We start from the raw sequence: 24,683 nt of genomic DNA, 5'->3' as shown, positions 1-24,683 counted from the left end.
GAGCTATACGGCGGTCTTCGGCCAGAGCCTGATCAAGGCGGCCGATAGCGATCCGAAGGTGGTGGCGATCACCGCGGCGATGCCCGGCGGCACCGGCATCGACCTGTTCGGCAAGGCGCACCCCGACAAGACCTTCGACGTCGGCATCGCCGAGCAGCATGCCGTGACCTTCGCGGCGGGTCTGGCGACGGAGGGCTACAAGCCGTTCGTGGCGATCTACTCGACCTTCCTGCAGCGCGGCTACGACCAGGTCGTGCACGACGTGGCGATCCAGAACCTGCCGGTTCGCTTCGCCATGGACCGGGCGGGCCTGGTGGGCGCGGACGGCGCCACCCATGCCGGTGCCTTCGATCTCGCCTATCTCTGCTGCCTGCCGAACTTCGTGGTGATGGCGGCGGCCGACGAGGCCGAGCTCGTGCACATGGTGGCGACCTGCCACGCGCACGACACCGGCCCGATCGCGCTGCGCTATCCGCGTGGCGAGGGTGTCGGCATCGAGCTGCCGGAGCAGGGCGAGGTTCTCCCCATCGGCCGCGGCCGGGTGATCCGTCGCCCCGCCAATGCCCGCGTCGCCCTGCTCACGCTCGGCACGCGCCTCGGCGAGGCCCTGAAGGCGGCCGAGGAACTGGAAAAGGCCGGCATCGCCGTCACGGTGGCGGATGCGCGCTTTGCCAAGCCGCTCGACGAGGACCTGATCCTCGACCTCGCCCAATCCCACGAGGTTCTGGTGACGGTCGAGGAGGGCTCGACCGGCGGCTTCGGGGCGATGGTGCTGCATCTTCTGTCGGCCAAGGGCGCGCTCGATGCGGGCACCGTCCGGGTTCGCACCATGACGCTGCCCGACAGCTTCCAGGATCACGACAAGCCCGAGAAGATGTACGCCGAGGCCGGCCTCGATGCCGAGGGCATCATCGCAACGGTGAAGGGCGCACTGCCGACCCGCAAGGGGACCGGCGAGGCCGAGGTCGTCAGCCTGAGCCGCCGCCGCTGAGCGGCCCCTCGGCCTGAGCCGTCATTCCGGGGCCGCGAAGCGGAACCCGGAATCCAGAGCCGCCGACGGTGCTCGGCTTAGAGGAACCTGCGTGTCTGGATTCCGGGTTCTCGCTGACGCGAGCCCCGGAATGACAACGGAGGGTTTAATCAGCCCTACTTGATCACCGAGCACGCCACCCGCGCGCCCGCACCACCGATGGGCTGGCTCGCGTGGTCGTCCTCGTTGGCGTGGATGATCAGGGCCGAGCCGTCGCCGTCCTTCAGGCTTTCCTCGCCGGTCAGCGCCATTTCGCTGGTCATCTCGCCATTGGCCGAGCCGTCGGCATTGGCGAAGAGGTTGGGCAGGTCGCCCTCGTCCGGGCCATCGCCGTTCAGGAGGCCGTGCGAGCGCTTGTCGTGATTGACGTGCGCCTTCGACTTCTCGAACTTTTCGGTGTCCGAGCAATCGCCGACCGCGTGGAAATGCAGCCCATGCCAGCCGGGCGTGAGGCCGCCGGCCTTGACCGTCACGCGCAGAACCAACGCATTCGCGCCGTCGCGGATCTGGATCTGGCCGATCGGCTCGCCCTTGTTGTTCGTGATCGGGCTCTCGTAGGTCTGGACGGCGGTGGCGGGGGCCTCGTCCTTCTTCTCCTGCGCGAGCGCGGGCATCGCGAGGCCCGCAAGCACGAGGGCGGCCGGTATGCATCTCATCGGGTGACTCTCCTCCATCCGACGGGCTAGTTAGGGGGCTGGGCACCCCGCAGACAGGGGCGGCCTATCACACCTTCATCAACTCCGGACCGAACGACGTGCCCGCAATGACGGCCGAACGACTGCGCGCCGACCGATTGCTTGTGGACCGCGGCGTGTTCGAGAGCCGCGCCCGCGCCGTTGCCGCGATCCGCGCCGGGCTGGTCAGTGCCGACGGGCGGCCGGTTGCGCGGCCCGCCGACCTCGTGGCGGCGGATGCCCGGATCGAGGCGAGCGCGCCGCACCCCTATGTCTCCCGTGGAGGCCTCAAGCTGGCAGCGGCGCTCGACGCCTTCGGGCTCGATCCGAGCGGCAGGGTCTGTCTCGATATCGGCGCCTCGACCGGCGGCTTCACCGACGTCCTGCTCCGGCGCGGCGCACGCCACGTCACCGCGCTCGATGTCGGCCGCGACCAGCTCCACGCCTCGCTGCGGGCCGATGCTCGGGTGACGAGCCTCGAGGGCACCGACATCCGCGAGCTCGCCGCCGATGCGCTCGCCGAGCCACCGGATCTCGTCACGATCGACGTGAGCTTCATCGCCCTGCGCCTCGTCCTGCCCGCCGCCGTCGCGCTGATGGCCGAGGGGGCCGCTTTGGCGGCACTGATCAAGCCGCAATTCGAGGCCGGGCGCGAGCGCGTCGGGCGCGGCGGCATCGTGCGCGACGAGGCCGTTCACGCAGCCGTCTGCGACGAGGTGAGGACCGCGCTCGAAGGGCTCGGGCTCGACATTCTCGGACTGGCGCCCTCGCCGGTCGAAGGCGGCGACGGCAACCGCGAATTCCTGATCGGCGCGCGCAAGGGCGGCATCCGTTGAGCGAGAGTGTCACCATCACCCGGCTCGGCGCGCGCGGCGACGGGCTCACCGCCGACGGCCTCGCCGTGGCCGGCGCCCTGCCGGGCGAGCGCATCATGATCGAGCGCGAGGGCGGCCGCGGTCGGCTCCTCGCGATCGAGACGCCCTCCCCCGACCGGATCAACCCGTTCTGTCCATATTACGAGGCCTGCGGCGGCTGCGCGGTGCAGCATCTCGCGCCCGATCCCTATGCTGCCTGGAAGCGCGGTATCGTCGACCAGGCTCTGGCCCAGGCGCATATCGAGACGCCGTTGCTGCCCCTCGTCGAGGCGCATGGCGCCGGGCGGCGCCGCATCACCCTGCACGTGCGCCGCATCGAGGACACTGCGCGCGCCGGCCTGATGGCCGCGCGCAGCCACGCCCTCGTCCCGATCGAGCATTGCCCGATCACGGTGCCGGCCCTCCACCGCGCGCCACAGGTGGCCGAGGCGCTGGCCGAGTATCTCGGCCGCGGCTCGAAGCCCCTCGACGTGCAGGCGACCGCGACCGAATCCGGTCTCGACGTCGACGTCCGCGGCCATGGTCCGGTCAGCGACAAGGCGCGCGCCGCGCTCACCCGGCTCGCCGGCGAGCTCGATCTGGCGCGCCTCGCGCTCCACGGCGACATCGTCGTCGAGCGCCGGCCGCCGACCCTGGCCTCCGGCGAGGCGCGCCTGATGCCGTCGCCCGGCGGCTTCCTGCAGGCGACGCAAGCCGGCGAGGCCGCGCTAACCGCTCTCGTGCTCGGCGCGATGGACAAGCGCGTGAAGCGCGTCGCCGACCTCTTCGCCGGATGCGGCCCCTTCTCTCTCGCTCTTGCCCGCAGCGCCGACGTGCTGGCCGTTGAGGGCGACGAGGCCGCCCTGCGCAGCCTCGACCGGGCCGCCCGCGCCACCACGGGCCTGCGCACACTCACCACGGAGCGCCGCGACCTCTTCCGCCGCCCGCTCCTGCCGCTTGAACTCGACCGCTTCGATGCCGTGGTGTTCGATCCGCCCCGCGCCGGCGCCCAGGCCCAGGCGCGCTGGATCGCGGAATCGAAGGTGCCGCTGGTCGTCGGCATCTCCTGCGATCCCGGCACCTTTGCCCGCGACGCCGCCACGCTGATCGCAGGTGGCTACCGGCTGGAACAGGTCACGCCGGTCGATCAGTTCCGCTATTCCGGCCATGTCGAGCTGGTCGGCGTGTTCCGGCGCGAGGCGACCCCGAAGCGCAGACGACTCCGTTGAGCGCCTAGAGCAGGCTGCCCTGCTCGCCGCCCGCGTTCCTTCGGGGCTCGGCAGGCTTCGGGGCGGCCATCGGCTTGCCGACGGGCTCGACGAGCCCGGCATCGTCGTTCCGGGCATTGTTCACGCGGTCGCCGACTTCGCTCATGGTCAGCCACTCGTCCGGGCAGGGCCGGCAAAGCTCGATCACGTCACGCGGCTCGTTGCCCACCGTATCGAGCCAGTCCCCCACAGCCTCGGGCGACAGGATCGCCGGCATCCGCTCGTGGATTGCCGACAGCGTCCCGTTGGCGCCGCAGGTGACGATCGTCGCGGTGTCGACCTCCGAGCCGTCGGGGCTCGACCAGGTCTCCCAGAGGCCAGCCAGCGCCATCGGACCACCGTCTGCGTGGCGGATGAGATAGGGCGTCTTTACCGCCGTCTTCCCCTTGCCCTCGCGTCGCCACTCGTAGAACCCGTCGGCGAGGAAGACGCAGCGTCGATGCCTCAGTGCTCCGCGAAACGTCGGCTTCTCGGCGAGGGTTTCGACGCGCGCGTTAAAGATCAGCGGAAAGTCGGCGGGGTCCTTGAGCCAGCTCGGCCAGAAGCCCCAGCGCACCAGCAGGAAATGCCGCGTGCCGTGGTCATTGGTGACGATCGGGACCGGCTGAGTCGGCGCCACGTTGTAACGTGCGGGAAAATTCGGCGTCTCGACATAGCCATAGGCCCGTCGAAACAGCTCGGGCGTCAGGGCGATGACGTAGCGGCCGCACATATGCCGGATATGGACACCTCGCCCGTTGCGGCCAAGAGCGGGATCGATCGTTGCGCGGTCGGCGCGCGATGCGGTTCAGGACGACCGCATCGCGCCACGGGCCGTCAGGCGGCGCGCACGTTGTCGAGGAAGCGCCGGACTTCGGCGCCGAGATGCTCGGACTGGCGCGACAGCTCCGAAGCTGCCGAAAGGACCTGACCGGCCGATGCACCGGTCTCCTCGGCAGCGCCGGCGACGCCGCTGATGTTCGTGGTGACCTCCGCCGTGCCCATGGCCGCTTGTGAGACGTTGCGCACGATCTCCTGGGTCGCGGCGCCTTGCTCTTCCACGGCGGCGGCGATCGACGTGGCGACGTTGCTGATTTCGCGGATGCGGCCGGCGATGCCGTCGATCGCCTGGACGCTCTTGTCGGTGGCGCCGCGGATCTTCTCGATCTGTCCGGCGATTTCGTCGGTCGCCTTGGCGGTCTGCGAGGCCAGCTCTTTCACTTCCGCGGCAACCACGGCGAAGCCGCGGCCGGCCTCTCCGGCGCGTGCCGCCTCGATGGTCGCATTGAGCGCCAGCAGGTTGGTCTGGCCGGCGATGTCCGAGATCAGCTTGACGACGTCGCCGATGCGCGAGGCGGCGGTGCTGAGTTCCTGGACGAGCTGCGCCGTCTGCGCGGCCTCGCTCACGGCGGCCTGGGCGAGATCGGCCGAGCCGTCGACCTGACGGCTGATCTCCAGGACCGACGAGCCGAGTTCTTCCGCGGCGGCGGCCACCGTATTGACGTTGGTCGCGGCCTCCTCGGCGGCAGCGGCGGCCGAGGTCGACTGGTTCGCGGTCTGGGTCGCGGTGGCGGTCATGCTCTGGGCAGTCGCCTGCAGCTCGGTCGCAGCCGAGGTGACGGTGCCGACGATGCCGCCGACCGCCTGCTCGAACCCGTCCGCCATGTCGCGCATCGCGGCCTTGCGCTGGGCCTCGGCGCCGGCGCGGGCGAGAGCCGTCTCCTCTTCCAGGGCCTTGGTGCGGATGAGATTCTCCTTGAAGACCTGGACGGCGGCAGCCATCTCGCCGATCTCGTTCTGGCGGCCCATGCCGGGAATCCCGGTCTCCAGCCGACCCTCGGCCAGCCGACCCATCGCCCCCGTCATCCCGGCGAGCGGTCGCGAGATGCCGAAAAGGGCGAACAGCATGGTTCCGATGGCCGCCATGATGGCGATGGCCATCGCGATGTAGGCGGAGAGCTTGGCGGAGCTGGTGGCCTCGACGACCGAGGCGATGGTGTTCACGGCGCCGTCGCGGTTCAGCTCGACGGTCTTCTGCAGCGCCTGGGTGGCCTTGTTGTTCAGGGCAGCCATCTCGGCGCTCTTCACCATCGCGAAGGCCTCGGTCTTCTTGTCATCGACCATGAGCGCGACGGCGCGGCGCTGCATCTCCTCGTAGGTCGCCCAGGTTGTCTGGAATTCGCTGTAGATCCGCTTCTCCTCGGGGGAGCTGATCAGCGGCTCGTACTCGGCGCGGAGATCCGCCAACTTCTTGAGGCTGACCTCGAGGCTCTTGCGATTGTCGGCCAGCAATGCCGCGTCGTCGGAGGCGGTGGCGAGCCGATAGAGCTTCACCCGCGCGTCGCGTGTGGCCGTGTTCATGGCGCCGAGCTTGTTCACGGAAGGAAGCCAGTTCGTGCTGACGTCGACGGCGCTATGCTCGATCGACGAAAGCCGAACGATGCTGACGATGCCCTGCCCCGTCGCCGCGAGCGCAAGGCAGGTGATCGAGCCGGCGAGGATGGCTTTGAGGGTGAGGCGCATGAAAAATCCCGCAGCCGCATCCCGAGCGGGCGGCATTGCAGCGAATTTTCATCTTTAACGTTAAAATTCCATTGCCGTACGAATACAATATACCTGTCTCAACACGGCCGCCGCTGGCGTGTTGTCAGCAATACTTCCGAGGGTTGTGCGCTAGAGCCATTTCTTCCATCGGAAGAAGACGTAAGGTAGCACCGCTGCCACCACCATCATGCACACGGCCAGAGGATAGCCGTAGGGCCATTCGAGCTCCGGCATAGACTTGAAGTTCATTCCGTAGATCGAGGCGATCAGAGTCGGCGGCATGAACACAACCGCCATAACCGAAAACAACTTGATGATGTTGTTCTGCTCGAGATTGACCAATCCGAGCGTGGCGTCGAGCAGGAACTGGATCTTGGTCGAGAGGAACGTCGCGTGCTCTTCAAGAGACTGGAGATCTCGCAGTGTCGAGCGGACGTCCTCGCGCAGTTCCCTGGGGGCCTTGGCGGTGCGATATGTTGCCGAAAGCGAGAGCAGGATGCGCTCCATCGAGACGAGGCTCTCGCGCTGCTTCGAAATCAGATCGCCGTGACGGCCGAGCGCCCGCAGGGTGTCCTGCAGCGCCGTGTTGCGGGCGCTCGGATCGCTCTTCTCCTCGAAGATCTTTCGCGACAGGCGGTCGATGCGCTCGCCCTGGAGCTGGAGCACGTCCGCAGCCCGGTCGATCACAGCCTCGATCAGACCGGCGAGGATGGTCTCGCCGGAGGACGATACGGAGGGTCCATTGCCGGTGCTGCGGCCGGCCCGCTGCGTGTACATCCGGAAGGCCTGCGGCTCTTCGTAGCGCACGGTGACCAGCCGATTGCCGCGCAGGATGAAGGTAATGCCGGCGAGGCCCGGCTCCTCGGAATCCTCGACCTTCGAGAGCACGCGGCCCGTCATGTAGCGGGCGCCCTCCTCCACGTAGAGCAACTCGGACGGCTCGATGTCCTTCATCTCCTCGCGCGTCGGCACGGAGATGCCCATGAAGGATTCGACCTTGAGGTCCTCCTCGCGGGTCGGCCGGACCATGTCGAGCCAGAGGGTGTCCTCGGGGATGACGTCCTGCAGTTCGAGCGGGCGCCGTTCCAGGATCATCTGGGCGGCGCCGGGGACCGGCTGATGAATGAAGATCAAGGGCTGAACTCAGGCCAACGCATCGGGAGGAGCTACGCTCGCATCCGGCACGAAGAAGTCCGGCGCAAGAGGGACGCCGGGTGTGACGCGGTATTTTGAAAAGTCCGTGACACCTTCGCCAGCCAGGAAGGTGTCGTCGATCAGGAATTGGCCGGAGAATTCGCGTGCCGGCTTGAGGAAGACCGCATGCGCCGCGTCCGCCAGGATCTCCGGCGTGCGGCTCGCTTCGATGAGCGCCTCGCCCCCGAGGATGTTGCGGACCGCCGCCGTAGCAATGGTGGTGCGTGGCCACAGGGCGTTGACCGCAACCCCGCTCTTGCGCAGCTCACCCGCGAGCCCGAGCACACAGAGCGACATGCCGAACTTGGCCATCGTGTAGGCGAGGTGCGGTGCGAACCACTTCTCCGCCATGTCGAGGGGCGGCGACAACATCAGGATATGCGGGTTCCCCGACTTCTGCAGGTACGGGATCGCGTATTTGCTGACCATGTAGGTGCCGCGCGCATTGATCTGGTGCATCAGGTCGAAGCGCTTCATCTCGGTCTGCGGCGTGCGCGTCAGCGAGATCGCGCTGGCATTGTTCACGACGATGTCGACGCCGCCGAAGGTCTGGGCCGTCCGGTCGAGGGCATCCTTGACCGCATCCTCGTCGCGCACGTCGACGAGCAGCGGGAGGGCCCGACCGCCGGCCGCTTCGATCGCCTCCGCAGCCGTGTGGATCGTGCCCTCCAGCTTCGGATGTGGCTGATCGGTCTTGGCCGCGATGGCGACGTTGGCACCGTCGCGGGCTGCGCGCAGGCCGATGGCGAGGCCGATGCCGCGCGACGCGCCGGTGATGAAGAGCGTCTTGCCGCTAAGGTTGGCCATCGCTGTGTTCCTCTGGTCCGATCCGGAAACGTTCGGGTTGGGTGCCGTCGGCGTCGGTGAAGCCGTAGGTGCGGGCGAGATCGGCCACGTGCAGAACCTGCCCGCTGCGGGTCGATACCGCCGCGTCACCCGCGAGCGCCGCGACGGCCCGCCCCGCATAGAGCGCGGTTTCTGTCGCCAGCTCGGTCTGGCCGAGATCGAGCACGCGCTCGGTGCGCACGAAGCCCGGCGAGAGGCCGAGACAGGCGATGCCGTGGGGAGCGAGATCAGCGGCGCAGGCAAAGGCGAGGCGGTTCGTCGTCGCCTTGGCGAGGTCGTAATAGATGTCGCCGAGATAGCTTTCCTCGGTCCCAAACGAGACCAGGACGATGAGGCCGTTCCTGGCGGAGATCATCGCCGGCGCGACCGCCCGCGCCAGCAGGAGGCCGGGATAGGGCCCGCTCATGAGATGGCCGGCGAAGAGTTCGGCGGAGCGGCGCCAGAACGGCGTGCCCCAGGCGACGCCATCGGCGTAGCGCTCGCCATCGAAGCCCTCGTTGCCGCCCCAGACACTGGAGACCGCGACATCGATGCGGCCGAAGCGGCGCACGCACCAATGCACCAACTCGTCGACCGCGCGCTCGCTGCGGTGGTCGCAGATGTAGTGGTGGCCCTCGCCACCGGCTGCGTCGACCTCGCGCGAGGTATCCTCGATGGTCTCCGGCCGGGTTTCGGTACGCGGTCCGGTCTCGCTCGACCGCGCCGTGACGATCACCGTCGCACCGGCCTCGCCGAGCCCTCGCGCGATGCCACGCCCGACACCACGCGAGGCCCCGGCGACGAGGCAGACCTTGCCGCGCAGGTTGGGCTTGGTCACGCGGCGGGCTTCGGGGCGCGGTCGAGAAAGCTCTTGAAGGCGGCCTGCGCCTCCGGCGAGCGCAGCCGCGTCTCGAAGGCCTCGGCCTCCGCCTCGAGGGCGCCTTCGACCTCGGCCTGATTGCCGCGGATCAGCCTGCGGGAGGCCTCGACCGCCCCGCGTGGCAGCGCGGCCAGGCGCGAGGCCTGCGCGACGGCGTGCTCGACCAGCATGTCTGAGGGCATGAGCGCGTTCGCCAGTCCGAGGCTCACGGCCGTCGCGCCGTCGAAGGGCTCGGAGAGCAGCAGGAATTCGGTCGCCTTCAGCAGGCCGACCCGGCGCGGCAGCAGGTAGCTCGAGGCCGCCTCCGGCACGAGGCCGAGCTCGACGAAGGGCATCCGGAAACGCGCCTTGTCGGAGACGTAGACGAGGTCGCAATGCAGGGTCAGCGTCGTGCCGATGCCGACGGCGATGCCGTCCACCGCCGCCACCATCGGCGTTTTCGTCCGGGCGAGCTGACGGATGAAGCGCAAGGCCGGTGCCTCGGAGAAGGCCTTGCGCGCGCCCTCGACGAAATCGGCAAGGTCGTTGCCGGCCGAGAACACACCGGGCAGCCCGGCGAAAACCACGGCGCCGATCTCGGCCGATGCGTCCGCACCCGCGAGCGCGTCGAACATGGCGTCGTACATGACGCCGGTGAGCGCGTTCTTCTTCTGCGCTCGGTCGAGCCCGATGATGCGAACGCCGCCGGCGCTATCCTGGATCTTGACGAAGTCGCTCATGGTCGAGGCCCTTCAACTCGCCAGCGCCGAGGTGGCATCATCCAGGAAGGACCCGCCGCCGATGACGGTCTGCTCCAGGCTGCCCGCCGCCGGCAGCAGGTTCTCTGCGAAGAATCGCGCCAGCGCGATGCGGCCGGCATGGGCGGGATCGGTGTCGCCGGCCTTGAGCGCGGCATTCGCGGCAAGGCCCGCCTGTGCCAGGCAGGCAGCCCCCTGGACGAGGCCGAACAGGCGCAGATACGGCGTGGCGCCTGCGAGTGCGGCCTCCGGCCGATTGGAGGCGACGATCTTCAACAGGTAGCTGGTCGCGCGGTCGAGGCTGCCGATGCCCTCGCGCAGCCGGGACACCGAGGTGCCGAAGGCCTCCGAGCCATCCTTGAGCAGTCCTTCCGCGACCCGTCGCATCGTTGCGATTTGGGCGTGGACGGTGGCGCCACCATTGAGCGGCAGCTTGCGGGTGACGAGGTCGATCGCCTGGATCCCGTTGGTGCCCTCGTAGATGCCGAGGATGCGGGCATCGCGCATCAGCTGGGCCGCGCCGGTCTCCTCGATGAAGCCCATGCCGCCATGCACCTGGACGCCGAGCGAGGTCACCTCGTTGGCGATGTCCGTTGAAAAGGCCTTGGCGACGGGCGTCAGCAGCGATGCGCGGTCGTTGGCGGCTTTGCCCTCCGGGCCTTCGGCGGCATCGAGCGCTTGGGCGGTGAGGTAGCAGATGGCGCGCGCGGCCGCCGTCGAGGCCTTCATGGTCAGGAGCATGCGCTGGATGTCGGGATGGCCGATAATGGCGCTGGTCGGTGCGGAATCGCCGGGCGCCCTGCCCTGTCGCCGATCGCGGGCATAACCGAGCGCCTGCTGGTAGGCGGCCTCGGCGACGCCGACGCCCTGCAGGCCGACATTGAGCCGGGCCGAGTTCATCATCGTGAACATGCAGGCGAGGCCGCGATTCTCCTCACCAATCAGCCAGCCGATGGCGCCGCCCTGGTCTCCGAACGCCATCGAGCAGGTCGGAGAGGCGTGGATGCCGAGCTTGTGCTCCAGGCCGGAGCAGCGAAGGTCGTTCTGCGTCCCGTCCGGCAGGACTTTCGGCACGAGGAAGAGGGAGATGCCGCGGGTGCCGGCCGGCGCGTCCTTGAGGCGCGCGAGGACCAGATGGCAGATGTTGTCGGTGAGATCGTGCTCGCCGTAGGTGATGAAGATCTTGGCGCCGGTGATCCGGTAACGCCCCTCCCCGTCCGGCTCGGCGCGGGTGCGCAGGAGCGCGAGGTCCGAGCCCGCCTGCGGCTCGGTCAGGTTCATGGTCGCGGTCCACTCGCCGGAGACGAGCTTTTCGAGGTAGCGCTCCTTCAGCTCGGCCGAGCCGTGCTGGGCAAGCGCCTCGATGCCGCCGGCGGTCAGAAGCGGGCAGAGGCTGAAACTGACGTTGGCGCCGTTCCACATCTCCGTGCAGGCCGCCGCCATCAGGTTCGGCAGGCCCTGACCGCCATGCTCGGCCGAGGCGCCGAGGCCGTTCCAGCCACCGTCGACGAAGGCGCGATAGGCCGCGCGCCAACCCGGTGCGGTCGTCACCACACCGTCCTGCAAGCGGGCGCCCTCACGGTCGCCAGTGCGGTTTAGGGGAGCGATCACGCCGCTCGCGAACTTGCCGGCTTCCTCGAGGATGGCGGAGATGTCCTCGGATGCCATCTCGTGGCCGCCCTGAGCCAGGACGCCGTCGAGCCCTGCGACGTGGCGCAGGGTGAACACCATGTCCTCGACCGGCGCGCGATAGCTCATCGAGTTCCTCCGGCGCCGGTTGGCTCGGCGCTGATTTGACGTCCGCGACTGAGGACGGCTACGGCCACCTCTTACGACCGAAGCTGCGGGGCGGCCACAGGCGGGCTGCCTTGCGCAGATAGTTTACATATGAACGATCACGGATCAATCGGCTTGTCGGAGGCCACGCGGACGACGTCGCGCCTTGCAGCGGACGCAGACGGGATCGCCGAGGCGGCGCGGCTGCTCGGCGCCGGGCAAGTCGTCGCGATCCCTACCGAGACCGTGTACGGGCTCGGCGCCGACGCCTCCGATCCGAAGGCCGTCGCCGCGATCTACGCGGCCAAGGATCGGCCCCGCTTCAATCCGCTGATCTCGCATCTGCCCGACGCAGCCTCGGCTCGACGGGAGGGCGTGTTCGACGAATCCGCCTCGGCCTTGGCAGAGGCCTTCTGGCCTGGGCCGCTGACACTCGTGCTGCCGGTCGCGGCTGGCGGCTCGGTCTGTGATCTCGCCCGCGCCGGGCTGCCGAGCGTGGCTTTGCGGGTTCCGGGAGATCTGGTCGCGCGCGAGGTCTTATCGCGCGTCGGCCGGCCGATTGCCGCGCCATCAGCCAATCGCTCCGGGCGCGTCAGCCCGACCTCTGCCGAGCACGTGCTGGGGGATCTCGATGGCCGCATCGCCGCGGTGCTCGATGGCGGCCCCTGCCCGATCGGAATCGAGTCGACGGTGATTGCCTGTCTCGGCGGCCAGCCTCGCCTGCTGCGGCCAGGCGGAATCACGCGTGAAGAGCTGCGGCGCGTCCTCGGCGTCGATCCCGTCTTCGCGGCGTCCGACGAGGGTCGTCCGATCGGACCGGGTCTCCTTGCCTCGCACTACGCGCCGCGTGCCGCCGTGCGGCTGGATGCCGAGCTCGTCTCTGCTGGTGAAGCCGCGCTGCTGTTCGGAGCATTCCGGCCCGATGGCCTCGCCGCCGCCACGGCCGTCGAGAACCTGAGTCTTGCAAGCGATCTCGCCGAAGCGGCTGCACAGCTCTTCGAAATGCTGCGTCGTTTGGATGCATCGGGCGCTGCCACGATCGCCGTGGCGCCGATCCCGTCGAAGGGTCTCGGCGAGGCTATCAACGACCGCCTGAGCCGGGCCGCTGCGCCTCGCTGATTTTTTTCGAACTTTCGCGGAACCGTTTCCTGGAAAGGCTGTTGTCCAATCACGAAGGCCAGTTCAGCCCCCAATGGCCTTTTTCCTTCCCAAGGCTCGCAGCAATGCGAGCCTTTTTTCTTGGCTTCGTCAGGCGGAGAGCTTGGCTGCAATGCCGGCGACGTGCTTGCCCTGGAAGCGGGCACCGTCGAGTTCGATCGGGCTGACCGCACGGCTGCCATCGGCCCCGGCGATCGTGGTGGCGCCGTAGGGCGTGCCGCCCTTCACCTCTTCAACGCCCATCTGCCCCTGGAAGGCGTAGGGCAACCCGACGATGACCATGCCGTGATGCAGGAGCACGGTGTGGAAGCTCGTGATCGTGGTTTCCTGCCCGCCATGCTGCGAGCCGGTCGATGCGAAGACCGAGCCGACCTTGCCGACGAGCTTGCCCTGCGCCCACAGACCACCGGTCTGGTCGAGGAACTGCTTCATCTGGGCGGCCATGTTGCCATAGCGGGTGGGGGTGCCGAAGATGATCGCATCGTAGTTGGCGAGCTCATCCGGCGTGGCGATCGGCGCCGCCTGGTCGAGCTTGTAGTGGAACTGCTTGGCGACCTCGTCGGGCACCAGTTCGGGCACGCGCTTCACGGTCACCTCGGCACCGGCTTCGCGGGCCCCTTCGGCTGCCGCATGAGCCAGAGCCTCCACATGGCCCCAGGACGAGTAGTAGAGCACCAGAACCTTTGCCATCGCGCGAACTCCTGTCGTGTCTCGAACGGATCCGGGTCGTCCGCGCTGCGCGGACGCCTGCTTGACGGGATACATCGCCCCGCTCGGCGATTGCGAAAATGCCCTGATCTGCAAGAAGTCGTTTGCAGAATTGCCGATCAGCTGTCGAAGCCCGTCCAATGAGCCTCGCCTGGGATGACTTTCGCCTCGTCAAGGCCATCGCGGATCGCGGCGGCCTGACCCATGCCGCGGCCCATCTCGGCATCAATCATTCCACGGCCTTCCGCCGATTGGCTGCCGTGGAGGCCGCCGTCGACGCCCAGCTCTTCGAACGCTCGCGCTCGGGCTACGCGCCGACGCCGGCTGGCCTCGCTATGGTCGAGGCAGCGGAGCGCATGGAGACCGATGTGGCGCGCTTCGGCCGGGAGGTGCTCGGCCGCACGCTGACGCCCTCGGGCGAGCTGCGCATCACAGCGCCGGCCGGCTTCGTCACCGACCTGCTGATGCCGTTTCTCGCGCGGTTCCGGGAGGCTTATCCGGACGTGCGACTCGACGTCGTGATGTCCGAGGAGGCGCTGAACCTGTCGCGCCGCGATGCCGATGTGGCGATCCGTGCGACCAGCAATCCCCCTGCGAACCTCGTGGGGCGGCGACTGTCCGGCATTGCCTGGGCCGTCTATGGGCGGCACGATCGTCTACAGGACAACGCCTACCGTACGCGGTGGGTGGCACTGGGCGCGCAGGTGGCGGATGGACGCTTCACCCGCATGCTGCGCGACCGATCCGATGTGCGCGAGATCGCCTTGCAGCTCAACGCCGTGACGGGCCTGCGCGAGGCAGTGCTGGCCGGTATCGGGATCGGCATTCTGCCTTGCTATATCGGTGACCGGTGTCCGGATCTCTGCCGACTCGAAGAGCCCGAGCCGGCCAATGCATCGGATCTCTGGCTGCTCACGCATCCCGACCTGCGCCACGCCATGCGCGTGCGCGCCTTCATGGATTTCATGGCGGACGCGATTCTGCCGATGCGCCGCGCCTTCGAGGGGCGTCTCGACGCTCCAGCGGAGCCGACTAAGCCGACACCTTGACGATCTCGACCTCGTGGCCGTTCACCTCGACGGTGTCGCCGACCGACTTTCCGGTGATCGCGCGCGCGAGCGGCGCGACATAGGAGATCGAGCCCTTGGCCGGGTCGGCCTCGTCCTCGCCGACGATGTGGAAGACCTGTTTCGTATCGTCCTCGCGAACCACGGTCACGGTCGAACCGAAATGCACGGTGTCGCCCTCGACCTTCTCCACTAGCTGCGCCGAATTCTTACGGGACGACCAATACCGAAGGTCGCGCGAGACGCGGGCGGTCTCCGCCTTGTCGTCGTGGTCGAGCTTGGCGCTCTCGGCCTCCAGCCGCGCGACCTCGGCCTCGATCTGGGCGAGGCCTTCCTTGGTCACGAAGTTGGTGTGTGGGGAGATCGGGCGATCGGGAAGATCCTCGAACGCCTCGCCACCCTCTTTCTCGCGAACGAATGCTACACTCATGAGACGTGCAATGCGCGGGCAGCCCTAACAGTTCCGCTTGCGCTCAGCCGATCTCGACGACTGTGCGGCCTCGTGTCTGTCCGGCCAGAATGGTCTCGGCCAGATCGCCGACATCCTTCAGGCCCACCGTCTCGGTCATCTCGGCTAGCGCATCGAGGTCGAGTTCCTTGGCGAGCCGCGCCCAGGCCTCGCGACGGGGCTGCTGCGGCGTCGTCACGCTATTGATCCCGATGAGCGAGACGCCGCGCAGGATGAACGGCGCGACCGACGAGGGCAGGTCCATGCCGCCCGCATTGCCGCAGGCCGCGATGGCACCGCCGCCCTTCGTCATGGCCAGCAGGTTGGCGAGTGTCTTCGAGCCGACTGCATCGATGCCGGCGGCCCAGCGCTCCTTGGCCAACGGTTTCGGATCACCGGCCAGCTCGGCCCGGTCGAGGATCTCGGCGGCGCCGAGCCTCTTGAGGTAATCCGTTTCACCTTCACGACCGGTCGCGGCGATGACGTGCCAGCCAGCTCGCTTCAGCAGCGAGACCGCAACCGATCCGACGCCGCCAGAGGCGCCGGTGACGATGGCGGGACCGGTCTGAGGCGTCAGACCGTGCTTCTCCAGCACGATCATCGAGAGCATGGCGGTGTAGCCGGCAGTGCCGATGGCCATGGCCTGGGCCGGCGACAGGCCGTCGGGCAGCGGCACCAGCCAGCCGCCCTTGACGCGGGCGCGCTCGGCGAAGCCGCCGAGATGCGTCTCCCCGACGCCCCAGCCGGTCAGCACCACGGTGTCGCCCGATTTCCAGGCCGGGTCGTTCGAGCCTTCGATGACGCCGCAGAAATCGATGCCGGGGATCATCGGGAAACGGCGCACCACCGGCATCTTGCTGGTCATGGCGAGGTCGTCCTTGTAGTTCAGGCCCGAATGGGTGATGCGCACGGTGACGTCGCCGTCCATGAGCCCGGATTCGTCGAAATCCTGGAAGCTCAGGCTCTGGCCGCCCTCGCTCTTCTCAACCACCCAGGCCTTGAACGTCGCCATTGCTCGTCTCCCGCTAGCAGCGGGTCTGGAGGTACGGCGCACTGAGCCCGAATCAAGACGGCCCCGGAGGGGGAACGCGCCGAGGCCGCATCGAGGCTTGGTGTGTGCGAGGCTCAGTAGCCGTCGTAGATGCTGCCCGACGAGAAGCCGAGGCCGACGCCGACATCCGCCGAGGATGCGCCGGTGATGCCGACGGCATCCGGGATCGAGCCGACGCGCAGGCCAACCGGAGCGAAACCGCCACCATATCCGCCGCCGGCCGGCACCCATTGCGAGCTGGCGGGCTGCACCATCACGCGGCGCGAATAATTGGCATAGACCGGCGGGAGCGTCTCGGGGATCACCTCGGCCTGACGGACGAGGACGCGACGGGTCTGCACGGCGAAGCGCGGCGGCGTGCTGATCCAGCAGCCGACGAGCTGGCCGTAGGCGTCGTAGCTCGTCTGCCAGTGGCGGCCGCCCGGCGAGACCATCACGCGCTCGGACACGGTGTCATAGACCGGCGGCGTGGTGCGATAGACGGTGCGGGCCGGGCGCACGAGGCGCTGCTCGGAGACGGTGTCGAAGACCGGCGGGGTGGTGACCCGGCGGTAGCATTCCGTGCCGTAGCAGCCGCCGGCTGCAGCCGGAGCAGCGAAGAATGCGGCGCCGGCCAGGGCTGCGGCGAAGGTCGTGGCTAGTGTGGTGGTACGGCTGACCGACGCGGTCATGACGGCATCCTCGATCTGATACGCTGCGCGATACGGGGTGCGGCTGTGGGCAGCTCGCGGTCCTCGACGCGCAGGAAGCGGTCAAGTTGCAGTCACGGCAAGTTCTATTGCGGAAGACGGTAAAATTAACCTATGGCCAGGACTACGCAGGTATCGAAAACTTGCGTATTCCCTACGGAAAACTTCGGCATTTTACGCATTCGGCAAGCTAAATGCGGCGGACGAGACTCAGGTCTGCCCGCGCTTGAGCTGATAGAAGATGTGCCGGCCGATCACGTCCATCTTCTTGAGCCGACGCGACCAGCCCGGGCGGACGTAGTTCGCGTGATAATGCGTCGCGCCGCCGACCTCGCTGAGATAGGTCTTTCCTTCGATCACGGCGCCGGCGATGCGGGTGGCGGTCTGCCAGGAGGCGGCATCGGTGATGCGCAGCGACTTGCCCTCGCAGGCGAAGGAGAATTGGCAGCCCATGTAGCGGTGCCGGTTCTGATAGACGACGCCGCAGACATTGCTCGGATAGAGCCCGCTCTTCACGCGGTTGAGCACGACCTGCGCCACGGCGGCCTGCCCTTCCTCTGGCTCGCTGCGGGCCTCGAAATACACCGCCTCGGCGAGGCAGCGCTGCTCGCGGTCCATCGCATCGGGCTGGATCAGGTCTGCGTAGCGATGCTGCGAGGCTTCGGCCTCCCCGGGCGTCTGCGCGGGAGCCGCTTCGTGGTCGAGCCGCGGCGAGAAGCCGGGCAATGCGAGGCTGGCCGCGGCGACCTCGATAGGCACCGCATCCGCCGGAGCCGGCGTCACCGAGGACAGGGCGACGGCCCTCGGAACTGCCGGGGTGGCGCCGTCGGATTCCTCCAGGGCTTCAACATCCGCCTCGAGGCCGTTCTGCGGGTCGCCCAGTCCGAGGTCAGGGACGGGAATGAAGCCGTCGGGTGCCTGGTCGCGGCTCCAGGCCGCACGCCCGGCATTTCCGCCCGGCGTGACGCCCTGCGGCGGTCGTTGCGCCAAGCGGGCATCGCGCTCGAACAGGTTGCTGGGGCGCAGGCCGAACATGTGGTCGGTGCCGGCGGAAGCCGTGAAGGAGATCAGAAGACCGGCCCCGGCCGCCCACGGGATCATCGCGGCCGCCAGCCAGCCTAGTCCCGATTGGCGTCTACGCCCGCCTCGAACCCGCCTCGTCGCCACGCCACAAGACCCGCGTCAGGAATTCATAGCCCGCGCGCAGGATCGAACGAGACCACGCGATCATTTGGGCAGTCGCCCAGATATCGCTCGTCATGGTTGAGGTGAGGTTAAGGCTCGGGAGCAGACGCGTGCTCAAAAGCCCTTGGGCTGCCCGTGCGTGGCGATGAACTGAGAGGCGACCATCGGAAGATAGCCATTGCCCTTCTGCATGCCGATGATCATGCGCCCGGCCATACGGTCGTTGTGATCCCAGACCAGCAGGGTCACTACGAAGATTGTGAGTGCCGTGGCGAAGCAGCCCAGCGCCAAGAGACAGGCGGTCTGCATCGCGCGGCTGCCGTCGGGTACGCGACCGTCGAGGATCGCGGAAGTCGAGGTCGGATCAGACATCGTAGGAGGTCCCGCGAGCCCCGGTCGGACAGCCGACAAGTGCGCTCGCGCACGCGGCTTCGCTAGCAGTTAACGTGCCGCAGCGACAGGGGTTCGACGGTGCCGAACAAAAAATATTGCAAAGCTTCCACGGCGAAGCGCGAAACAGGCTTAAGGCAGCGTTAACCGCCTTGCGCCGTTGCACAATCGCCCGTCGCCGCTTGCCTAAAGTCCAGGCGTTCTGCGCCTGAAAACGGCAGCTCCTCAGGCGTTTTTGCCGCCCTCACCGAGGGCCGCCTGAGCGGCCGCGAGGCGCGCAATCGGCACGCGGAACGGCGAGCACGACACGTAGTCGAGCGCGACCTCCTGACAGAACGCGATCGAGGCGGGATCGCCGCCATGCTCGCCGCAGATGCCGAGCTTGATCCCCTTGCGGACCGAACGGCCACGCTCTGCCGAGATCTTCACCAACTCGCCGACGCCGTCGCGGTCGATCGTCACGAACGGGTCGGACGGGATGATGCCGGCCTTGGTGTAGGAGCCGAGGAAGGTGCCGGCATCGTCGCGCGAGATGCCGAGCGCGGTCTGGGTCAGGTCGTTGGTGCCGTAGGAGAAGAACTCCGCCGATTCCGCGATCTCGGCCGAGCGCAGGGCTGCGCGCGGAAGCTCGATCATGGTGCCGACCTGATACTCGACCGTGTTGCCGAGCTTCTTCGCCTCGCCATCGATCCGCGCCTTGACGATATCGAACTCGGCCTTGGTGAAGACGAGCGGCACCATGATCTCCGGCGTGACCGGCTTGCCGGTCTGCTTCGCCGCCTTGGCAGCGGCGGTGAGAATGGCGCGGGCCTGCATCTCGGCGATCTCAGGATACGCGATCGCCAACCGGCAGCCGCGGAAGCCGAGCATCGGGTTGGTTTCGTCGAGTTCCTTGAGGCGGGCGCGAACCCGCTCCTCGGGGACGCCGACTGTGTGAGCGAATTCCGTCACGTCCTTGTCGGTATGCGGCAGGAACTCGTGCAGCGGCGGGTCGAGCAGCCGGATCGTCACGGGCAGGCCCGACATGATCGTGAACAGCTCGACGAAATCGTCGGTCTGGTAGGGCTCGATCTTGGCAAGCGCCGCTTTACGGCCCTCGGCATCGTCGGAGAGGATCATCTCGCGGACAGCGACGATGCGGTCACCCTCGAAGAACATGTGCTCGGTGCGGCAGAGGCCGATGCCCTCGGCGCCGAAGTTGCGGGCAGCGCGGGCGTCGCTCGGGGTGTCGGCATTGGTACGCACCTTCATGGTGCGAGCGGCATCCGCCCACTCCATCAGGGCGGCGAACTCGCCCGACAACTCGGGCTCGACCATCTTGACCTCACCCTGGATCACCTGGCCGGTCGATCCGTCGATGGTGAGCTTGTCGCCGGCTTTCAGCGTGACGCCGCCGACGGTCAGGGTCTGGGCCTTGTAGTCGATGCGGATCGAGCCGACGCCGGAGACGCAGGGCTTGCCCATGCCGCGGGCGACGACGGCCGCGTGGCTGGTCATGCCGCCGCGCGTCGTCAGGATGCCTTCGGCGGCATGCATGCCGTGGATGTCCTCGGGCGAGGTCTCGACACGCACCAGGATACACTTGCGCTCGGCCTTGCGGGCGGCCTCGGCATCCTCGGAATTGAACACAATCTCGCCGACTGCCGCACCGGGCGAAGCCGGCAAGCCGGTGGCGATGATCTTGCGCTCGGCCTTCGGGTCGATGGTCGGATGCAGGAGCTGGTCGAGGCTGCCCGGTTCGATCCGGCGGATGGCCTCTTCCTTCGAGATCAGGCCCTCGCCCGCGAGTTCGACGGCGATGCGCAGGGCCGCCTTGGCCGTGCGCTTGCCGTTGCGGGTCTGCAGCATCCAGAGTTTCCCATTCTCGATGGTGAACTCCATGTCCTGCATGTCGCGGTAATGCTTCTCGAGGATCCCGTAGATGCGGGTCAGCTCGGCAAAGCTCTCCGGCATCGCCTTCTCCATGGAAGGCTTGTCGGAGCCGGCCTCCTGGCGGGCCTTCTCGGTGATGTCCTGCGGGGTGCGGATGCCGGCAACGACGTCCTCGCCCTGGGCGTTGATCAGGAACTCGCCGTAGAGCGCGCTCTCGCCGGTCGACGGGTTGCGAGTGAAGGCGACGCCGGTGGCCGAGGTGTCACCCATATTGCCGAACACCATGGCCTGGACGTTGACGGCCGTGCCCCAGCTCTCGGGAATGTTGTTCAGCTCGCGGTACTTCTTCGCGCGCGGGATCATCCAGGAATCGAACACGGCGCTGATCGCGCCCCAGAGCTGGTCCTCGGCTCCCTGCGGGAAGTCGGAGCCGTGCTCCTTCTTCACGATCGTCTTGTAGGTGCCGATCAGGGCCTTCCAGTCAGCAGCGGCGAGCTCGGTGTCGAGGTCGAAGCCCTTCTCTTCCTTGTAGTGCTCCAGCGCCTCCTCGAAGGCGTGATGCTCCACGTTGAGCACGACGTTCGAGTACATCGTGATGAAGCGGCGGTAGGAATCGTAGGCGAAGCGCTCGTCGTTGGCGTCCTTCGCCAGGGCCTCGACCGTCTGGTCGTTCAGGCCGAGATTGAGCACCGTGTCCATCATGCCGGGCATCGAGGCGCGGGCGCCCGAGCGAACCGAGACCAGCAGCGGCTTCGACGCATCGCCGAATGTGCGTCCGGTGATGGCGCCGACCTTGTCGAGGGCCGCCTTCACGGCGTCCTTCAGCTCTGCCGGATAGGTCTTTCCGTTATCATAGTAGGCCGTGCAGACTTCGGTGGTGATGGTGAAGCCGGGAGGCACCGGCAGGCCGAGATTGCACATCTCGGCGAGGTTCGCGCCCTTGCCGCCGAGCAGGTTGCGCATCGCCGATTCACCTTCGGCTTTGCCGTCGCCGAAGGAATAGACCCATTTCGTCATCTGTCTCGTCCGTCAGATCGTGGTGTCGCCGGCAAAGGGCTTGGCCTCGTTGCGGGGGTTGGACCACCTCATGATGCAATGCAAGATGAACGGCTCGCGTCCCGGCCCGATCCAGTAACGGTTTTCCCCCGATGTCGCCGCTCAGGACAGATGCCGGAACAGGCCGAGGCCGATGACGCCGACTGCGATCAGGTAGATCGCGACGATGTAATTGAGCAGCCGCGGCATGACGAGGATCAGGATGCCGGCCAGGATCGCGATGATCGGCTGCAGATGAGCGACGGTGATGGTCATCGAAAGGCTCCGCGCGGCCAAGCTTGGCCGCCTTGGAAGACGCATGGATGCTCGTCTGGTTCCCCGCCAAGGGACCGCGCAGGCGCTCTCGTCCCCGCGCGGCTTTCCGCCGGAGGCATGGCCCGAAAAGTGTCGGATCGGGGAGACGCGGGACGCCGCGGACCCATGTCGACACGCGTGATCACGAGAGGCGGGGGTCCCCGGCGTCCCGCGGTCCGAGAGCCCTTCGTGAGAGGCTGCCGGGCCGGTTTTACGTCGCGATGCTCTTCGGTGATGTCGACCTGTCGCTCAACTCGTTCGGGTGCCGGGCTCCCTGAGAAGCCCCCATCCCCGAACCGTTGCGTGGCACCTCCTTCCGTGCGCACCGCCTCGTAATGGACGGTGCCGACAGCATCTCGGTGTCGCCCAGGAGGGGTCGGCCAAAGCCCGGCGCATTTCCTCGCCGAACCCCGCCACGACCCGGGCAGACCTTGCGTCGACCTTTCCCGCCCGGGGCGGCAGCGGGTGAGACTGCCGACGCGGGCATCGCCCAAATCTCCCAGGAGCCCCGCCCTCGACCCCGCGGTGCTCCCCCGATGGTGACGGGAGGTTGGTTTCAGACATCAATCACAAAATAGGATTTTTGTCAAGGCTTAGGACGGCCGTATTCTTCCTTCGAGCGAAGGAAGCCATGCATGAGCATGGTGGGGCGGCCCTGTATTCGGGCGCGCCGGTCCCTTTGGTCCAATGCGCGGGCGTCTCGCCTGGCGAAGACGCGTCGGGGCGCTACGCGCCGCGGTACTTGCCGCTGCGCTTGATCAGCACCGTCGTTCCGACTGGCACGCGCTGGTAGAGATCGACGATGTCCTCGTTCAGCATGCGCACGCAGCCGGACGACATCTGCTCGCCGATGCTCCAGGGCTCGTTGGTGCCGTGGATGCGGAAGAGAATGTCGCGGTTGCCCTGGTAGAGGTAGAGCGCGCGCGCGCCGAGAGGGTTGTCGATGCCGCCCTTGAGGGTGCGCGGCAGGTCGGGATTGAGCGAGACCATGGTCGTGGTCGGGCTCCAATCCGGCCACACGCCCTTGCGGCCGACGCGGGCCTCGCCCTTCCAGGAAAAGCCCTGCTTGCCGACGCCGACGCCGTATTGGAGCGCCGAACCATCTTCCTGCACGAGCTGGAGCTGGCGCTTGTCGATGTCGACCACGATGGTGCCGGGCTTCTCGGCGCCGGTGTAGCGGACGGTCTGGCGGCGGAATTTCGGATCGAGCCGCGACGTATCGACGAGGGGAACGTCATAGGGCTTGTCCGGCATCGTGCCGGTGTACCAGGCCGATTCGTCGTCAAGGCCTGCGCTCTGCATGCGGGACTGGCACGCCGCCAGTGGCACGATGGCGAGGAGGGCGAAGAGGATCCGGCTGGCGCGCATCGATCGGTTCGGAGCCTTTGCGGGTCGGTCTCGGGCCCCTTCGATACCCGGCCTCGACCCAGGAGGTTGTGTCTTCGAGGCCTCAGGGACCGGGGAAGAGGGCGCGCAATTGCGGCGGCGGCTGCCCTATTTCGTCTCGTGGCAGAGCGCAGCGACGACGATTTCGATGTGAAAAGCGGGAGCAGGACAGGCATGGCCGACCCACAGACTTTCCTCGATGAATCCGGCCCCGCGCCGGTGGCCGGCCTCAGCCCGGCGATCCATCTCGACCATTGCGTGATCCACGTTTCGGACTGGGAGCGGTCCACGGCCTTCTATCGCGACGTGCTCGGCGCCGAGGTCGTGCCGTTCCGCAAGGGTGTGCGGTTCCGCTTCGGCGGAATCCAGCTCAACGTGCATGGTCCGGGGCAGATCGGCGATCCCGTCGCTGCGAAGCCGGTTGAGCCCGGCGGCAGCGATCTCTGCTTTCGCTGGTCCGGCCCGATCGAGGAGGCCATGGCGCATCTTGCCCGGCACGGTGTTCCGGTCGAACTCGGGCCGGTGGACCGCAACGGGGCGGCGGGTCCAGGAAGCAGCGTCTATTTTCGCGATCCGGACGGCTCGCTGATGGAATTCATCAGTTACGAGTGATTGCCGGCCTGCTTACCGGTCGCCGCCCGGTCGGCTGGCGAGTTGGCGGTTCGTCTGCTCGAGCCGCAGAGCCAGTTCGCGCATGACCGCGATGCCGATCTGCGGAAACTGGGCCAGCAATTCCAGAAACACGCCGCGGTCGATGCGCAACGCCGTCACGGCGCTCTCGGCGATCACCGTTGCCGAGCGCGGCTGGTCGGCGAGGATGCCCATTTCTCCGACCAGCGCATCCGCGCCCAGCAGGGCGAGCTGAACGGCGCCCTGCGGGCCGTCCAGGGACACGGCCGCCGAGCCTTCCAGGATCAGGAAGGCCGCGTCGGATTCGTCGCCCTGCGAGAAGAACCGCTGCCCGCTCTCGAAATTCACGCGCTCGCTGGTGAAGGCGAGGAGCTTCAGCCGCGACGGCTCAACCTCGCGAAACAGCGGCACCTGCTTGAGGGATGAGACCTCGGTGTCGAGCGTCATGATCTGTCTGGATGATCCCCTGCCGACAGCCGCGCGTCACGATGCGCTCCGGCCGGCCGATCATGCGGCGCGTAGCGGCTGACGTCCTGCCTGTCAAAAATCTCGAACACCGCCAGATCCGCTCCGCTGCGCCCGGTATGTGAGGTTATGCACCTCAACTTCGCGCGAACATGCACTTTTTTGCAATCTGCCGGTTTCCGCTCACGCTTGACTTCCTATGTCCCAAGCTTGGCGACCCGCCAAACGAGTGAACGGTACTGAGTTTCGGGTCTCGGGCACGGATACAGCCAAGGAACCATCGAATTGGCTGCCGGTTGTCCGGTTGTGAAAACTTAGCCGAGGAGGCGCTGATGGCATCCGGTAATTCCACCTCGAAGCGAGGCTTTGCGTCGATGAACGCAGAGCGGCAGCGTGAAATCGCCAGCAAGGGCGGTCGGTCGGTGCCCGCCGACAAGCGCTCATTCTCCCAGGACCGCGAGCTTGCCTCGACAGCCGGTCGCAAGGGAGGTCAGTCGACCGGCCGCGCCGGCGAATGATGTTG

The 24,683-nt window shown here is 67.5% G+C and carries 25 protein-coding genes; 7 read left to right on the top strand and 18 right to left on the bottom strand.

Features of this window, described 5'->3' with window-relative positions; translation table 11 throughout:
- The coding region (locus HCU64_RS18735) for a transketolase C-terminal domain-containing protein (protein ID WP_325169995.1) at positions 1 to 991 on the top strand (991 nt) is incomplete at its 5' end.
- Between the two features lie 155 nt (positions 992 to 1,146).
- Here the strand turns inward: HCU64_RS18735 and HCU64_RS18730 are convergent.
- On the bottom strand, positions 1,147 to 1,686 hold the full coding sequence (locus HCU64_RS18730) for a superoxide dismutase family protein (RefSeq protein WP_233385707.1): 540 nt from the start codon (positions 1,684 to 1,686) through the stop codon (positions 1,147 to 1,149).
- Positions 1,687 to 1,793: 107 nt separating this feature from the next.
- On the opposite strand from HCU64_RS18730, the gene HCU64_RS18725 reads away from it, so the two are divergent.
- Positions 1,794 to 2,540: a TlyA family RNA methyltransferase gene (locus HCU64_RS18725; RefSeq protein WP_233385706.1), complete on the top strand. Its 747-nt coding sequence runs from the start codon at positions 1,794 to 1,796 to the stop codon at positions 2,538 to 2,540.
- Positions 2,537 to 3,787, top strand: coding sequence for a class I SAM-dependent RNA methyltransferase (locus tag HCU64_RS18720; protein ID WP_233385705.1), 1,251 nt, complete (start codon positions 2,537 to 2,539; stop codon positions 3,785 to 3,787). Before HCU64_RS18725 ends, HCU64_RS18720 begins: the two co-directional genes overlap by 4 nt.
- Positions 3,788 to 3,791: 4 nt before the next feature.
- On the opposite strand, the gene HCU64_RS18715 is transcribed toward HCU64_RS18720, so the two are convergent.
- From HCU64_RS18715 to HCU64_RS18685, 7 genes are all read right to left on the bottom strand, one after another.
- Positions 3,792 to 4,538, bottom strand: coding sequence for an SOS response-associated peptidase (locus HCU64_RS18715; RefSeq protein ID WP_233385704.1), 747 nt, complete (start codon positions 4,536 to 4,538; stop codon positions 3,792 to 3,794).
- 104 nt (positions 4,539 to 4,642) lie between these two features.
- The gene (locus HCU64_RS18710) at positions 4,643 to 6,328 is read right to left on the bottom strand and encodes a methyl-accepting chemotaxis protein (RefSeq protein WP_233385703.1); all 1,686 of its coding nucleotides are present in this window, start codon (positions 6,326 to 6,328) and stop codon (positions 4,643 to 4,645) included.
- Positions 6,329 to 6,478: 150 nt separating this feature from the next.
- The gene (gene corA, locus HCU64_RS18705) at positions 6,479 to 7,483 is read right to left on the bottom strand and encodes a magnesium/cobalt transporter CorA (protein WP_233385702.1); all 1,005 of its coding nucleotides are present in this window, start codon (positions 7,481 to 7,483) and stop codon (positions 6,479 to 6,481) included.
- 9 nt (positions 7,484 to 7,492) lie between these two features.
- The gene (locus HCU64_RS18700) at positions 7,493 to 8,350 is read right to left on the bottom strand and encodes an SDR family oxidoreductase (RefSeq protein ID WP_233385701.1); all 858 of its coding nucleotides are present in this window, start codon (positions 8,348 to 8,350) and stop codon (positions 7,493 to 7,495) included.
- Entirely contained in the window at positions 8,337 to 9,206 is an 870-nt protein-coding gene (locus HCU64_RS18695) for an SDR family NAD(P)-dependent oxidoreductase (RefSeq protein WP_233385700.1), read from the bottom strand. The genes HCU64_RS18700 and HCU64_RS18695 overlap by 14 nt, the downstream gene beginning before the upstream one ends.
- Positions 9,203 to 9,967 carry an enoyl-CoA hydratase-related protein gene (locus tag HCU64_RS18690; RefSeq protein ID WP_233385699.1) on the bottom strand — a complete coding sequence of 255 codons (765 nt, stop codon included), beginning with the start codon at positions 9,965 to 9,967 and terminating at the stop codon, positions 9,203 to 9,205. The genes HCU64_RS18695 and HCU64_RS18690 overlap by 4 nt, the downstream gene beginning before the upstream one ends.
- Positions 9,968 to 9,979: 12 nt before the next feature.
- Positions 9,980 to 11,743 (bottom strand): acyl-CoA dehydrogenase, encoded by a 1,764-nt coding sequence (locus HCU64_RS18685; RefSeq protein WP_233385697.1) that lies wholly within the window; start codon positions 11,741 to 11,743, stop codon positions 9,980 to 9,982.
- Positions 11,744 to 11,872: 129 nt separating this feature from the next.
- On the opposite strand from HCU64_RS18685, the gene HCU64_RS18680 reads away from it, so the two are divergent.
- Positions 11,873 to 12,880 carry an L-threonylcarbamoyladenylate synthase gene (locus HCU64_RS18680; RefSeq protein ID WP_233385696.1) on the top strand — a complete coding sequence of 336 codons (1,008 nt, stop codon included), beginning with the start codon at positions 11,873 to 11,875 and terminating at the stop codon, positions 12,878 to 12,880.
- A gap of 129 nt (positions 12,881 to 13,009) precedes the next feature.
- On the opposite strand, the gene wrbA is transcribed toward HCU64_RS18680, so the two are convergent.
- Positions 13,010 to 13,609, bottom strand: coding sequence for an NAD(P)H:quinone oxidoreductase (gene wrbA / locus HCU64_RS18675; protein WP_233385694.1), 600 nt, complete (start codon positions 13,607 to 13,609; stop codon positions 13,010 to 13,012).
- A 158-nt stretch (positions 13,610 to 13,767) separates the two neighbouring features.
- On the opposite strand from wrbA, the gene HCU64_RS18670 reads away from it, so the two are divergent.
- Positions 13,768 to 14,676 (top strand): LysR family transcriptional regulator, encoded by a 909-nt coding sequence (locus HCU64_RS18670; RefSeq protein WP_233385692.1) that lies wholly within the window; start codon positions 13,768 to 13,770, stop codon positions 14,674 to 14,676.
- Here HCU64_RS18670 and greA read toward each other — a convergent pair.
- From greA to HCU64_RS18630, 8 genes are all read right to left on the bottom strand, one after another.
- Entirely contained in the window at positions 14,660 to 15,124 is a 465-nt protein-coding gene (gene greA, locus HCU64_RS18665; RefSeq protein ID WP_233385690.1) for a transcription elongation factor GreA, read from the bottom strand. The two genes, HCU64_RS18670 and greA, sit on opposite strands and share 17 nt — an antisense overlap.
- Positions 15,125 to 15,167: 43 nt before the next feature.
- Complete coding sequence (gene acuI, locus HCU64_RS18660; protein WP_233385688.1) at positions 15,168 to 16,154, bottom strand: acrylyl-CoA reductase (NADPH); 987 nt, start codon at positions 16,152 to 16,154, stop codon at positions 15,168 to 15,170.
- Between the two features lie 113 nt (positions 16,155 to 16,267).
- Positions 16,268 to 16,864, bottom strand: a complete 597-nt coding sequence (locus tag HCU64_RS18655) for a hypothetical protein (protein ID WP_233385686.1) — start codon at positions 16,862 to 16,864, stop codon at positions 16,268 to 16,270.
- A 228-nt stretch (positions 16,865 to 17,092) separates the two neighbouring features.
- Positions 17,093 to 18,049 (bottom strand): cell wall hydrolase, encoded by a 957-nt coding sequence (locus HCU64_RS18650; protein WP_233385685.1) that lies wholly within the window; start codon positions 18,047 to 18,049, stop codon positions 17,093 to 17,095.
- A gap of 132 nt (positions 18,050 to 18,181) precedes the next feature.
- Entirely contained in the window at positions 18,182 to 18,439 is a 258-nt protein-coding gene (locus tag HCU64_RS18645) for a hypothetical protein (RefSeq protein ID WP_233385684.1), read from the bottom strand.
- A gap of 243 nt (positions 18,440 to 18,682) precedes the next feature.
- Complete coding sequence (gene ppdK / locus HCU64_RS18640; RefSeq protein ID WP_233385683.1) at positions 18,683 to 21,346, bottom strand: pyruvate, phosphate dikinase; 2,664 nt, start codon at positions 21,344 to 21,346, stop codon at positions 18,683 to 18,685.
- 141 nt (positions 21,347 to 21,487) lie between these two features.
- The gene (locus HCU64_RS18635) at positions 21,488 to 21,640 is read right to left on the bottom strand and encodes a DUF3096 domain-containing protein (protein ID WP_147046745.1); all 153 of its coding nucleotides are present in this window, start codon (positions 21,638 to 21,640) and stop codon (positions 21,488 to 21,490) included.
- Positions 21,641 to 22,405: 765 nt separating this feature from the next.
- Positions 22,406 to 23,047 (bottom strand): L,D-transpeptidase, encoded by a 642-nt coding sequence (locus HCU64_RS18630; RefSeq protein ID WP_233385682.1) that lies wholly within the window; start codon positions 23,045 to 23,047, stop codon positions 22,406 to 22,408.
- Between the two features lie 192 nt (positions 23,048 to 23,239).
- Between HCU64_RS18630 and HCU64_RS18625 the strand changes: the two genes are divergently transcribed.
- Positions 23,240 to 23,677 carry a VOC family protein gene (locus tag HCU64_RS18625; protein WP_233385681.1) on the top strand — a complete coding sequence of 146 codons (438 nt, stop codon included), beginning with the start codon at positions 23,240 to 23,242 and terminating at the stop codon, positions 23,675 to 23,677.
- A gap of 12 nt (positions 23,678 to 23,689) precedes the next feature.
- Here the strand turns inward: HCU64_RS18625 and HCU64_RS18620 are convergent, their stop codons facing one another.
- Entirely contained in the window at positions 23,690 to 24,142 is a 453-nt protein-coding gene (locus HCU64_RS18620; RefSeq protein ID WP_233385680.1) for a Crp/Fnr family transcriptional regulator, read from the bottom strand.
- Positions 24,143 to 24,492: 350 nt separating this feature from the next.
- Here HCU64_RS18620 and HCU64_RS18615 point away from each other — a divergent pair, with 350 nt between their 5' ends.
- Complete coding sequence (locus tag HCU64_RS18615; protein WP_183506406.1) at positions 24,493 to 24,678, top strand: general stress protein; 186 nt, start codon at positions 24,493 to 24,495, stop codon at positions 24,676 to 24,678.
- The last annotated feature ends 5 nt before the right edge of the window (positions 24,679 to 24,683 follow it).

The organism is Methylobacterium sp. C25 (genome assembly GCF_021352225.1).
Taxonomy (GTDB): domain Bacteria; phylum Pseudomonadota; class Alphaproteobacteria; order Rhizobiales; family Beijerinckiaceae; genus Methylobacterium.
This window is presented reverse-complemented; position numbering and strand designations above follow the sequence as displayed.